The organism is Syntrophotalea carbinolica DSM 2380 (genome assembly GCF_000012885.1).
GTDB lineage: Bacteria > Desulfobacterota > Desulfuromonadia > Desulfuromonadales > Syntrophotaleaceae > Syntrophotalea > Syntrophotalea carbinolica.
Genome location: NC_007498.2, coordinates 1,729,241 through 1,742,948 on the forward strand (window position 1 = coordinate 1,729,241; position 13,708 = coordinate 1,742,948).

Genomic DNA, 13,708 nt, shown 5'->3' on the forward strand with positions numbered 1-13,708 from the left:
TCTTAAAAACCTAGTATCCGCAGATTACGCAGATGGACGCAGATTATTAAAAGCAATGATTATCGGTTTTAATCTGCGAAAATCCGTGAAATCTGTGGATGAAAAATGGGTTTTAGAGGTGTTTGTTCCGTAGATTGAGATAGATTTATTGAAAACATGATGGCCAAACTTAATCTTGGACAATTTGTGAAGTCCTGGGCAATCAAAGTCTTAAAAACCTAGTATCCGCAGATTACGCAGATGGACGCAGATTATTAAAAGCAACGATTATCGAGTTTAATCTGTGGAAATCCGTGAAATCTGCGGATGAAAAAGGGGGTAAAGGTGTCCGTTTCGCAATTTGAGGTCACTGATGCTGATTATGGTCCTGGTCTAAGCACAGTCTGAAAAGCCCAATATTCGTAGATTACGCAGATGGACACAGATTATTAAAAGCAACGATTATCGAGTTTAATCTGTGAAAATCCGTGAAATCTGCGGATGAAAAAGGGGGTAAAGGTGTCCGTTTCGCAATTTGAGGTCACTGATCCTGATTATGGTCCTGGTCTAAGCACAGTCTGAAAAGCCCAATATTCGTAGATTACGCAGATGGACACAGATTATTAAAAGCAACGATTATCGAGTTTAATCTGTGAAAATCCGTGAAATCTGTGGATGATAAAAGGGGTAAAGGTGTCCGTTTCGCAATTTGAGGTCACTGATCCTGATTATGGTCCTGGTCTAAGCACAGTCTGAAAAGCCCAATATTCGTAGATTACGCAGATGGACACAGATTATTAAAAGCAACGATTATCGAGTTTAATCTGTGAAAATCCGTGAAATCTGTGGATGATAAAAGGGGTAAAGGTGTCCGTTTCGCAATTTGAGGTCACTGATCCTGATTATGGTCCTGGTCTAAGCACAGTCTGAAAAGCCCAATATTCGTAGATTACGCAGATGGACGTAGATTATTAAAAGCAATGATTATCGGGTTTAATCTGTGAAAATCCGTGAAATCTGCGGATGATAAAAGTCCTGGTTTTGGGGGCACTCTGAAATACCAGTTAAACGCGTCGATTTAGTTGACCGCAGATCCTTGCCTATCCCTGCAATTCATCCAAAATATGTTATAAATTCATACTGTTGACCGTGTGTTGAAAAGCATGGCAATTTGCATATTTATTTCGCTATATCTCTCCCGGAAGATCCCCTAAAACCCGGCTTATCATTGCGCTTACGCGAGAAAGAAGGCGTTGATGGATTTTGGCGAGCGGTATTACGACGGTTGTGGTTTCGGTCTGTTGGCCCAGATAAAAAACCAGCCGAGCCACGCCCTGGTGGAGGACGCTGTGCGGGCCCTGGCGAGGCTGATGCACCGCGGCGCTATCGCCGCTGATGGCAAGACCGGCGACGGCAGCGGGTTGCTCTGCTCGATGCCGCGTGATTTCATGCGGCGGGTTGCGGCGGAAGGCGGGGTGGCGCTGCCCGAGCAGTACGCGGTGGCAATGCTGTTTCTCGACGATGAGGAGCGCCAGCTCGGCGTCTTTCGAGAAGTCTGCGAGAAGAACGATCTGCGCGTGCTGCATGTGCGCGAGGTGCCGCTGGAGACCTCGGTGCTGGGCGAGAGGGCTCTCAAGCTGTTGCCAAAGATCCGCCAGGCTTTCGTGGTGCCTGCCGCGCTGATCGCCACGCGGCGTTTCGAAGCGCTGCTCTATCTGACTCGCAAGGAGGTGGAGCACCAGCTGGCAAGCGATGCGGATTTTTACATCCCATCATTATCCAGCAAGACTGTGGTTTACAAGGGGTTGGTAATGCCGACCCATATCCGCACCCTCTACCCGGACCTGTCCCAGGAGGATTTTCGCTGCTCCTTCGTCCTGTTTCATCAGCGCTTTTCCACCAACACCCTGCCGCTGTGGAAACTGGCCCAGCCCATGCGCACCCTGGCTCATAACGGCGAGATCAACTCCCTGCAGGCCAACCGTTTTCACGCCCGGCATAAGTTCAACAACGCCAGCAGCCCGGTCTTTTCCGACGAGGAACTGGCGCGGCTGTTTCCGCTGCTGGAGGAGGGCGGCAGCGACAGCGCCAGTCTCGACAACATGCTCGAGTTCCTGCTGGCCAACGGCATCGATTTCTTCAAGGCGACGCGGGCGCTGATTCCGCCGCCGCGGCACAACGTCGCTCACATGGACGCCCATCTGCGTTCCTTCTACGAGTACATCTCCACCGCCTATGAGCCATGGGACGGCCCGGCGGCGATCAGCCTCACCGACGGTCGTTACGTTGGGTGTATTCTCGACCGCAACGGCCTGCGCCCGGCCAAGTACCTGATCACCACCGACGATCGGCTGCTGGTGACCAGCGAATACGGGGTGCTCGATATTCCGCCGGAGCAGATTCGCGAGCGCGGCCGACTGCAGAGCGGCGAGATGATCGCCGCCGATCTGCAACAGGGCCAGTTTTTCACCACCCGCGACATCGACCGCTACCTGATGGATTCCCAGCCTTACAGCGACTGGTTGACCGCCCACACCTGCTATCTGCAGGAGTTCATCGAGCAGCAGTTCGACGACCTGTCCGGCTACGAGGTCGCCGGCCTGACGACCGGTCAGCGTTATTTCAACGTCACCCACGAGATCCAGGAGATCTTCATCCGGCCGATGCTGGAAGCGGGCAAGGAACCCACTGGCTCCATGGGCGACGATACCCCGATGGCGGCTTTTTCCAAACAGCCGCGCAGTTTCTGTGATTTCTTCCGCCAGCGTTTCGCCCAGGTGACCAATCCGCCCATCGATCCCTACCGGGAAAAAGCGGTGATGTCCACCACCGTCGGCTTCGGCGAATTGGGGAATCCGCTGTTAGAGACGCCGGAGCGGGCCCACCGTCTGAAGAGCATATCTCCGATCCTCTCCCGCGAAATCTTCGATGTGCTGATGTCCTTCGGCGATCCCGACCATCCGCGCTACGACCCGAGCTACAGGGTCGCAACCTTTGCTACCGGCTTTGACAAGGATCTGCGCGTCAGTCTGCAGGATCTCGGTGAGCGGGTGGTACGGGCGGTGCTTGATGACGGGGTGCGGACCATTGTTCTTGACGACCGGGCGTTTGATGCACAGACCAAAATCATTCCCATGGCCCTGGCGGTCGGCTACCTTAACCAGCGCCTGCTGCAGGCCAGATTGCGACATCTGGTAAGCATCGTTGCCGTAACCGGCGAGGTGGTCGAGCCCCACGCCGCCTGTGTGCTGCTCGGCTATGGGGCGATGGCGATCTACCCCTGGCTGCTCTACGGCAGCGGTCTTGAACTGTGCCGGTGCCGCGAGTGTAGTCGGCGGGAGACCCGTCAGGGCCTGCGCAACCTTTACCAGGCGCTGACCATGGGTGTTCTCAAGATCATGTCGAAAATGGGCATCAGCAGCGTGGCCAGCTATTGCAACGCCGCCCTGTTCGACATCATCGGCCTTTCCGAAGAGATCGGCGCGGAGTGCTTTCCCGGCACCGCCATTCACTTGCCGGGTCTCGGGTACGCGCAGATCGAAGAGCGCATCGCCAAACGTCACGGGCAGGTATTCAAACACGCTCACCTGACGCCGATCTACCCGCTGGAGATCGGCAGCCTCTATCGCCACAATCCCGGCGGCGAATACCACGATTTCGCTTCGCAGACAATTCTAGCTTTGCACCGTTTCGCCCATTCTCTTGAGCGCATCGACTATCTGAATTTCCGGCAGCGGATAGAACGCCGTGAGGGTTGCTACGTGCGCGATTTCTTCACTTTCGCCAGTGCGAATACGCCGATTCCCCTCGAAGAGGTGGAGCCGGTGGAGGCGATCACCCGGCGCTTCGACTCGGCGGCCATGTCCCTCGGCTCCATCTCCCCGGAATGCCACATGGCCCTGGCCGAGGCGTTGCACACCCTCGGTGGCTGCTCCAACAGTGGTGAGGGGGGCGAGGATCCGGCCCGCTATCGGACCAATCGTAACAGCAAGATCAAGCAGATTGCCTCGGGTCGCTTCGGTGTCACCCCGGCCTATCTGCGCAGTGCCAAGGAAATTCAGATCAAGGTCGCCCAGGGCGCCAAGCCCGGCGAGGGCGGCCAGCTGCCCGGCACCAAGGTCAGTCCGTTGATCGCCTCCCTGCGCTATACGGTGCCGGGGGTAACCCTGATCTCGCCGCCGCCCCACCACGATATCTACTCCATCGAGGATCTGGCCCAGCTGATCTTCGACCTGCGGCAGGTCAACCCTAAGGCGCGCATCTCGGTCAAGCTGGTCTCCAGCGACGGGGTCGGTACCATTGCCTGCGGAGTGGCCAAGGCCTATGCCGACCGGGTCATCGTTTCCGGCTGCGACGGGGGCACAGGCGCCGCGCCGCAGACCTCCATCAAGTTCGCCGGCAACCCCTGGGAACTGGGCCTGAGCGAAGCTCACAACAGCCTCAAGGCCAGCGGCCTGCGGGAGTTGGTGGAGTTGCAGACCGACGGCGGTCTCAAAATCGGTGCCGACGTGGTCAAGGCGGCCATGCTGGGCGCCGAGTTCTTCGGCTTCGGCACCGCTTTGCTGGTGATGCTCGGCTGCAAGATGCTGCGGGTTTGCCATCTCAACGCCTGCTCGGTAGGGGTTGCCACCCAGCGCGATGTGCTGCGCGAGCACTTCGTCGGCACCGTCGACAAAGTGGTGGCTTACCTGCGCAACGTCGCAGAGGATGTGCGGGAGATCCTGGCCTCGTTGGGGATGCGCAGCCTCGATGAGGTGATCGGTCGCAGCGATCTGCTGGCGGTGATCGACCATCCGAAGGCGGCCGACTTCGATTTCTCGCGGGTCCTGTATCGCATGGATGGCCCTGACCGCAAACGCCTGCCGAATTTACCCTTCGATGCAAACGCTTTTGAAAAGGAGGTGTTCAAAGAGGTGCTGCCGGCGATCCGCGATCCACGCCGAGAGGTGTTGGTGGAACGGCGTATTCAGAATGTCAACCGCAGCTTCGGCGCCCTGATCAGCGGCGAAGTGGCCCACTACTACGGCAACGAGGGACTGCCGCGCAACGCCCTGACCTTTCGTCTGAAAGGGGTGGCCGGCCAGTCGCTGGGCGCCTTCCTGGTCACAGGCCTGAATATCTTCCTCGAGGGGGTGGCCAACGACTACGTCGGTAAGGGGATGCATGGCGGACGGATCATCGTCATCCCGTCCATCTACCAGGAGGGTGCATCGGCGGTGGGCAATACCTGCCTGTACGGCGCCACCGGCGGCAAGCTGTTCGTCGCAGGTACCGCCGGAGAGCGCTTCGCGGTGCGCAATTCGGGAGCGCTGGCGGTGGTCGAGGGCACCGGTGACCATGCCTGCGAATACATGACCGGCGGCACGGTGGTGATCCTCGGCGAGACCGGGATCAACTTCGGCGCCGGTATGACCGGAGGGGCGGCCTTCGTCTACGACCGCTGCAAGAGCTTTATGGACAAGCTCAATCGAGAGCTGGTCGAGGCGCGCCGCATCAATGTCGACGAGGATAGCGAGGGCAAGATCTACCTGCGCAAGATTCTGCTGTCCTACCTCAATCGCACCGCCAGTCCCAAGGCCGCTCGTATTTGCGATAATTTCCACGAGGAGCTGGCTTATTTCTGGATGGTCACTCCCAAGGACATGAAGGCGCCGCTGAACCCTAAGGAAGGGGATTAAACGGTCCTTTTCCGCTGTGGCGGCGTCAATCGGCAGGCCTGCTTGTTCGGAGTACTGATGTACGCCTCCGTGCAACGCTTTGATTTCCTTGCCACAATAAAAAATTGCTCGTTTCAATCATAATTATGAGGATCTGAGCCATGCAGAATTTTATCGAAAACCAACGCCGGGATCCGGAAAAGAAGAACGTCAAACTGCGCCTGCGCAGCTTCGACGAGATCTACCACTACTACGACCTGGCCCAGGTGGCGCCGCAGGCGGAGCGCTGCATCCAGTGCGGTGATCCGTTCTGTGCCACTATCGGCTGTCCGCTGGGCAACCACATCCCCCAGTGGCTGGCGGCCATTGCCGCGAAGGATCTGGAGCAGGCTTTTTTGCTGTCCAACGAGAGTTCGCCCTTTCCGGAGATCCTGGGCCGCATCTGTCCGCACAATGTGCTGTGCGAGTGCGCCTGCACCCTCAACGACGGCTACGGTGCCATCGCCATCGGTCCCATCGAGGCTTCGATCACCGACCTTGGCTTCGCCAGCGGGCTGGAGTTGCCGTTTCCCGGCGTCATCCACCCGAAGAAGGTGGCGGTGATCGGCTCGGGTCCTGCCGGTATCTCCAGTGCCCACTTCCTGCTGCGGGCCGGGATCGGCGTCGACATGTACGAACGTGCCGATGAGCCGGGGGGGCTGCTGGCCCTGGGCATCCCCAACTTCAAGCTCGACAAGGGCATCGTACGCCATCGCTTCGAGATCCTGGATAAGGCCGGACTTCAGCTCCATCTCAATTGTGAGGTGGGGCGCGACATTGACTTCGATCAGCTGCTGGAGAGCCACGATGCGGTGTTTCTCGGTGTCGGTGCCACCGGCGGCCGGTTGCCGCACCTGGCGCACGAGCGGCACGGCAACGTGTTCCGGGCCATGGAGTTTCTTACCGCCATTCAGCATGATCTGGAGGGGGAGCCGCTTCACCCGCGGTTCAATGTGCGAGATAAGCAGGTGGTGGTGATCGGGGGTGGTGACACAGCCATGGACTGCTTGCGGACCTCGGTGAGGGAAGGGGCCGAGAGTGTGACCTGTCTCTACCGGCGCGATCCTTCCAATATGCCGGGCAGCCACAAGGAGTACCATAACGCTCAGGAGGAAGGGGTGACCTTTCTCTTTCACCGCGCGCCGACGAAGATTATTGTCGACGAGGGTGACGGACATCTGACCGGGGTCGAGGTTTTGAAAACCCAGCTCGCCGGTCTCGGTGCCGATGGCCGCCATCGGGTGGCGAATGTCCCCGACAGCGAGCACTGCATTCCGGCCGAGGTGCTGATTCTGGCTCTCGGTTTCGATGTCGAGGAATTTGCCTTTTTGCAGCAGGTCGGGGTGGAGACCGACGGTCGCCGGCGGCTGGTTACCGAAACCCGCAGCGGGCGCACCTCGCATCCGAAAATCTATGCCGGCGGCGATTGCGCGCGCGGCTCGCACCTGGCAGTGACCGCGGCCGCCGATGGCCGGCGTGCGGCCCTGGCGATTATCACACAGCTGCTGGATGATGCCTGATCCGTTTCGGCAAAGGTGTTTTTAGCGGTTTTTTCTTAATCCTCGTTACTACCTTGATATGGTCGAGCCTCCCGATTCCGAAATAATCTATGGACGGGAGGCTCAATCGTTTGTTTCGTTATCCAAGCCTTTATATCTACGGTCATTTCATGTTTTGCCAGTAAATTACCTGTTCTCGATAATCGATGCGGTAATGATGATCTCTGAGAAAATCCATGCCGAGCAGGCCATCGAAGGGGGCTTCGGAATCCTGTACTTCGATGACGTACACCGTAGGTTTTTGCATGGTATGAGGGCCGACTTTAAGGTAATTCAGACGAACCTTGTCGGTAGCGATCAATTCACCGCTGGCCAGGCGCGACCAGCCTCTGGCCAGGCGTTTGGTGTGCAGGTATTCCATGGTGCGGCGATGGAAAACCGTTTGCGAAGCACCGGTGTCGAGCAACAGTCGGACGGTGACCCGGGTTGAGCCGTCACTGATCTCCACCGGTACCAGCACCATGTTGTCATGTACCTCAATCGGGGTGATTCCGGTGCGGCTCCGGGCTTGCTCGGCGGCGCGTGTTTTTCGTTGGTATTCCTGACGTTCTGCCGGGGAGAGATCTCTATCGTCGACGAATACCGGGGTGCCGTGTTCGTCGAGATATCGAATCATTTCTGCATGTCCCGTAAGGGGGATAAACAGGATGATGGCAAAGAGCAGGGACGGAAGGCGTCGCCCCGGAACCAGGTGGCAAAAGAGCAGAGGCTTCGTCGATGTATCCGATAAGGTTTGAGGCATCTTTTTCGTCTTCCTGTATCGTAAATCCGGAAAAGTGATCGAAACTGGTATTTTTTGACAAACACTTTGCTGTCATTGTATCGCAGGAAACAGGCCGGACAAGGGTTGCTTGCAGGGTTGATAGACCTACTGTCGCCGAGATATTGTGAAAACTTTGGATCCGCTGATAGGGTGGACGAATTTTTTTTCAGAGATAGCGAGTCTTATGAAAATCATCGGTATGGATCTGTCGGGGCCGAGTAACACCGACGAAACGGTTTGCGTGGTATTTGAGGAGCAGGGAGCGCTACTGCGTCTGGTCGACTTCATCGACGGGGCAACGGATCGGGATATTGTGGCTATGCTGGCCGCTGTGGAGCATTGCGAACCCGTGGTCATCGGGTTGGATGCACCCTTGTCCTACAACCCAGGAGGCGGAGACCGACCCTCGGACAAAGATCTGCGCCAGGCGATTATAAAGGCGGGATTGCATTCCGGCAGCGTCATGACGCCGACCATGACCAGAATGGCGTATCTGACGCTGAGAGGTATGGGCATTGCCCGGTTGGTGGCAGCGGTTGGAAGTACCATGTTCAGAGTGGTGGAGGTACATCCGGGTGGCGCCATGGTTCTTGGCGGTGCGGATATTGAGGCTGTAAAGGCTATGAAAACCGATGGTGTCGCTCGCCAAAGTCTGCTGGCGTGGTTGGCCGGGGAGGGGTTGCAGGGAGTGGCTCGGGATCATGCTACCGATCACTATGTCGCTGCCTGTGCCTGTGCTCTTGCTGCCTGGAAATGGTCACGGGGGCGCTCGGTGTGGTATTGGCCGGCTTGTGCTCCCTACCATCCTTACGATTTTGCCTGTTAGTATGAGGTGAAAAAACGTGTTTGTCGACGGAAGCAACAAGGCCGTCCGGTGATGACACCGGACGGCCTTGTTTGTGATGTTTTGCCGGTCGTCACGATCAGCAAAGCGGCAGTTCGGGGCAACTTTCGCAGAGTGTCAGTTCTTCTTTGCTATGCATATGGTGCAATTGCCGGGCGGCGTCGCGCAATGCCGTGCGTAATCCTTCCTCGACGGTGGGGTGATAAAAAGGCATGGTCAGCATGTCGTGCACCGTCATCTCCCGGTGGATGGCGAGGGCCAACAGTTGGGCGAGATGCTCGGCGTCGGGGACGATCATTTCACCGCCGAGGATACGGGCATCGGCCTTATTCACGTACAGGTGCATGAGACCGGCGTTGCGGCCTTCGGCGATGGCGCGGGATTGCTCTGAAAAATCGGCGCGGGCGACAATGATGTCGGCGTCTTCAAGTTTATTCAGGGTCTGGCCGACAGCAGCGACCTGCGGATCTGTGAAAACGATTTTGAGACCGGCGCGGCGGCGGTATTTCTGTATCTGGGTTCCCGTTGCGTTGCGTCCGGCGATGAATCCCTCGTCCTGCGCTTCATGCAGGATCGGCAGGCAGCCGTTGGCGTCGCCCGCAACATAGACCGGCAGATCACCAATCTGCGTGGTGTAGGGATGGTAGGGCGGCAGGCCGCGTGCGTCTAACGGGACGCCGAGATTTTCCAGTCCGAGGTTATCCATGTTGGGGGTTACGCCGAGGGCGGCGATGACGGCATCGACTTCGACTTCGTGAAAGCCGTTACGGATGCGGAGGGTTTTTCCCGCGGGCGTCATTTCCGCTTCATCGCCGACATGAAGAGGGAATTGCCGGCCCAATGTCTCCAGGGCGACGCGATTGATTTCCGGATCGCGGATGCCGCAGATATGCGGATTGCGGCCGAATCCCGTGACTTCGATGCCCAGTCTGGCCAGGGCCTGACCGAGTTCCAGACCGATAATGCCGAGGCCGACCACCGCGATACGGCGCGGCAGGTCCTGTTGCTCGAAAAAGGTGTCGGCGGTCAGAATCCGATCGGAAAATCCCCGCCAGGCCTCCGGTATGGTGGGGCGTGACCCTGTTGCCAGAATGATGCTGGAGCATGTGATTTCTTCGTCGTTGACCAACACGCGGTTCGGTCCGAGCAGGCGTGCAGCCCCCTTGATCAAACGGTCTCCGGCAAGTTTGCGGGTAACCTCCACCATGCCGGAAGCGAAACGATTGCGCAACCGGCGCACATGTTCGAGCACGGCGGGAATATCGCAGTCGGCAGGGGCGGTGCCTGTCAGCCCGGCCTGAGCCAGGCGGGTTGCTCCATGGAAGTCCCTGGCCACCTTGATAAAGGCTTTGGACGGCATGCATCCCACCCTGGCGCAGGTGGTGCCCAGCGGACCCTGGTCGATGAGCAGATAATTGTCGGTGGTTTTTTCTATTTGCCGCACGGCGGCTAGCCCGGCGCTGCCCGCCCCGATAACTATGACGTCGACTTTTTTATTCATAAAGCCTCCTTCAGTCAAAACTCCGGTGTCCCGGAAACCATCATTCCCAATATCTATTGCGCTTTATTTATAAGGATATTATAAGGTTGCGCATTATTTAAAGGATAATCTTATCTTAGTCGCAATAGGAAGGTGTGAAAACCGCTATCCGCCGTTAAAATTAAAGGTAAGCGACTGGTTTAATACAGAGGATGGGGTATGGATATTCAGATCTGGCAACAATTCGGTATAGCGCTCGGTCTGGGGTTGCTGGTCGGATTGCAACGTGAATGGGCCGAGCCGGAAGCTGCAGGCATCAGGACCTTTGCGTTGATCACGGTGCTGGGTACCGCGTGTGCCCACCTGGCGGCACGGTTCGGCGGCTGGATTCTGGCTGGAGGGTTCATTGCTCTTGGGGGGCTGATGGTGGTCGCCAACCTGGGTCGGGAACGATCGAAGGGAGCCCACCCGGGACCGACCACGGAGGTGGCCGCTCTGGTTATGTTTGCGGTTGGAGCCTTGTTGCAGGACGGCATGATTGCCGAATCCGCTGCTATCGGCGGTGGAGTGGCCCTGCTTCTTCACTGGAAAAAGCCTTTGCATCATTTCGTCGAGCGCATCGGCGGCACCGATATAAGGGCCGTGTTTCGCATGGTACTCATCGCCCTGGTGGTGTTGCCGTTGTTGCCGGACAGCTCCTTCGGGCCTTACGAGGTTCTGAATCCTTTCCGCATCTGGTTGATGGTGGTGCTGATTGTGGGGATTAGTATCGCCAGTTATCTGATGTCCAGGTATGTCGGAGCCCGGGCCGGTTCGGTGGTCAGCGGGGTTCTTGGCGGGCTTATTTCGAGCACGGCCACGACGGTCAGCTATGCCCGTCGATCCAAAACCGCTCCCGAGACCTCGGCCCTGGCTGCCCTTGTCATCATGATCGCCTCGACCATTGTTTTTGTCCGGGTGGCTTTCGAGGTGGCGGTTGTTGCCCCCGATATTTTCTGGCAGGTGTTTCCCCAGTTTGCTCTGATGGGGCTTTGGATGGCTTTTATTGCCGCAGGGGCATACACTTTTTCGCGACAGAAACAGGAAGCCGGTCCCGAACCGAAAGATCCTTCGAATCTGGTCGCTGCGGTTGTATTCGGTGGTTTATATGCGCTGGTATTGCTGGCCGTGGCGGCAGCCAAAGAACATCTTGGGGATGGCGGTCTGTATCTGGTGGCGGCACTTTCCGGATTGACGGATATGGATGCCATCACCCTCTCCACTGCCCAGATGATTACCGCGCAACGACTGACCATCGATACCGGTTGGCGTATGATGATGATCGGCGCGCTGTCCAATATTTTTTTCAAGGGCTTAGTCGTCGCGATGCTGGGGCATGCGCGCATGCTGGGCCGCATCGTTGTTCTGTTCGGATGTTCGTTGATCGGCGGAGGTCTGCTGCTTTGGCTCTGGTGATTGCGCATATCGAAGCGGTTTAATCTGTGCTGCGTTCTTTTTGAGACACGGTCAGGTCCGCTGATCTGGTTCCTTCCCTAGCTATTCAAAATCCGCAATGACATTCTCCTCCCTCTAAAGCAATCACTTGGGTGTTGATCGCCGAGGGTTCGTGGCGGCATGGTAGTAAAACGGTTTTAATTCTTCCTTTGTACCGACAATTATTGATAGTCTGTGAGAAATCAATAATCTTTTTAAGTTTCAGGTTCCTGTCTTTTCCCAAGTTGGGACGCAACAGGTTGGACAAAGGAGATGGTACATGATGGAGCGATTCATTCAAATTTGTCATCACGGCGCCATGGATGGTGTTACCGGTTCTTGTCATGAGTTGCGCCTGGTTGAAGGGCCGGGGATCCTTATCGATTGCGGTATGTTTCAGGGGGGAGAGTTTTCTGCCGGCGGCGCCAGTGAGGAATATCCGGAAATTGAATTCCCCGTGGCGCATATCAAGGCATTGATCATTACCCATGTGCACCTGGACCATGTCGGCAGAATCCCTTATCTGATGGCGGCAGGCTTCGCTGGACCGATTTATTGCAGCGAGCCTTCGGCCGCTTTACTGCCGCTGGTTTTGGAGGACGCGGTTAAGGCGGCGCTAACCACCGACCGTCAGTTGTTAGACAAATTTCTGACAAAGCTGATTTCACGGATCGCGCCGGTACCTTATGGACAATGGTTGGAAATCGATACGGGTACCCACGCGCAGTTGTCGTTCAAATTGCAGCCGGCAGGACATATCCTCGGTTCCGCATTTGTGGAATGTCGTGTTCGGCGTTGCATAACTGTTGCTGATCTTGGGCCCGATAAGGTAACATCGCCTGCCAAAATCATCGGTACCAAGGCGCCGTCGAAAAAAACGTCCGTTAATCGGGATGTGCGTATTCTGTTCTCCGGTGATCTCGGAGCACCCTATGCGCCGTTGTTGCCGGCGCCGCGGTCGCCATGGCGAGCAGATCTGCTGGTGCTGGAGAGCACCTACGGTGACCGTTTGCATGAGGGACGCCGCGCACGTCGCGCTAAGTTGCAGGAGATCGTCGAAACAGCTTTACGGGACCGGGGGGTGCTGCTGATACCGGCTTTCAGTATCGGCCGCACCCAGGAGTTGCTGTATGAGCTGGAGGATATTATTCACCGAAACCGCCGACATTTCGCGGCGGCCGGTTTGCCATGGGAGGAACTGGAAATCATCCTCGATTCGCCGCTGGCCAGTCGCTTTACCACTATCTATCGCGAACTCCGTGAGTTCTGGGATCGCGAGGCGAGTCGGCGGGTGAGGGCGGGCCGTCATCCATTGTCATTTGAACAGATGACGGTTATCCATCGCCATGAGGATCATTTGTCCGCGGTTGATTACCTTAAGCGCAAAGCGCGCCCCTGTGTCGTTATCGCTGCCTCAGGAATGTGCAGTGGCGGTCGGATTGTCAATTATTTGAAAGCCTTGCTCGGGGATTCCCGCACCGATATTTTGTTTGTCGGGTACCAGGCTCGGGGTACTGCCGGTAGGGATATACAAAAATACGGCCCCCATGGGGGGTATGTGGTAATCGATGGAAAACACTACGATATTCGGGCGCGTATCCATACGATTACGGGGTATTCAGCACACGCCGATCAGCGAAATCTCGTCGATTTTGTCCGGCGTATGCGTGTCTCTCCCAAAGAGGTACGCCTTGTGCATGGTGACAGGCATGCGCGGCAGGCACTGGCCGCTGTAATGCAGGAGGAGTTGGGACAAGGCCTACGCATACGTGTGGATTTCTGAAGCCTTTTGTACGTCCTGTCGATTTTTCGAGCATCGCTTCGCTTTAGTTCTGTTGTGTATTGAACGTTTGTCGAAAAGCAAGTTTAAGCCGTGTAGCATCCTCTGTTTTAAAATAAATCCCTGAACAGGCT

Annotated in this window: 7 protein-coding genes; 5 read left to right on the forward strand and 2 right to left on the reverse strand. The window is 56.8% G+C overall.

Annotated elements, in window-relative coordinates; genetic code table 11:
• The first annotated feature begins 1,235 nt into the window (after positions 1-1,235).
• Together gltB and PCAR_RS08315 are read left to right on the forward strand one after the other, a co-directional pair.
• Entirely contained in the window at positions 1,236-5,657 is a 4,422-nt protein-coding gene (gene gltB / locus PCAR_RS08310) for a glutamate synthase large subunit (protein WP_011341211.1), read from the forward strand.
• Between the two features lie 140 nt (positions 5,658-5,797).
• Positions 5,798-7,195 (forward strand): glutamate synthase subunit beta, encoded by a 1,398-nt coding sequence (locus tag PCAR_RS08315; protein ID WP_011341212.1) that lies wholly within the window; start codon positions 5,798-5,800, stop codon positions 7,193-7,195.
• 142 nt (positions 7,196-7,337) lie between these two features.
• Here the strand turns inward: PCAR_RS08315 and PCAR_RS08320 are convergent, their stop codons facing one another.
• On the reverse strand, positions 7,338-7,976 hold the full coding sequence (locus tag PCAR_RS08320) for a retropepsin-like aspartic protease (protein WP_011341213.1): 639 nt from the start codon (positions 7,974-7,976) through the stop codon (positions 7,338-7,340).
• Positions 7,977-8,181: 205 nt separating this feature from the next.
• Here PCAR_RS08320 and PCAR_RS08325 point away from each other — a divergent pair, with 205 nt between their 5' ends.
• The gene (locus tag PCAR_RS08325) at positions 8,182-8,823 is read left to right on the forward strand and encodes a DUF429 domain-containing protein (protein WP_011341214.1); all 642 of its coding nucleotides are present in this window, start codon (positions 8,182-8,184) and stop codon (positions 8,821-8,823) included.
• Positions 8,824-8,920: 97 nt separating this feature from the next.
• Here the strand turns inward: PCAR_RS08325 and PCAR_RS08330 are convergent, their stop codons facing one another.
• A complete protein-coding gene (locus PCAR_RS08330; protein WP_011341215.1) occupies positions 8,921-10,342 on the reverse strand; it encodes a dihydrolipoyl dehydrogenase in 1,422 nt (473 codons plus the stop codon).
• A gap of 198 nt (positions 10,343-10,540) precedes the next feature.
• Here PCAR_RS08330 and PCAR_RS08335 point away from each other — a divergent pair, with 198 nt between their 5' ends.
• Together PCAR_RS08335 and PCAR_RS08340 are read left to right on the forward strand one after the other, a co-directional pair.
• A complete protein-coding gene (locus tag PCAR_RS08335; protein WP_011341216.1) occupies positions 10,541-11,776 on the forward strand; it encodes an MgtC/SapB family protein in 1,236 nt (411 codons plus the stop codon).
• A 298-nt stretch (positions 11,777-12,074) separates the two neighbouring features.
• A complete protein-coding gene (locus PCAR_RS08340) occupies positions 12,075-13,577 on the forward strand; it encodes an MBL fold metallo-hydrolase RNA specificity domain-containing protein (RefSeq protein WP_011341217.1) in 1,503 nt (500 codons plus the stop codon).
• Positions 13,578-13,708 lie beyond the last annotated feature (131 nt).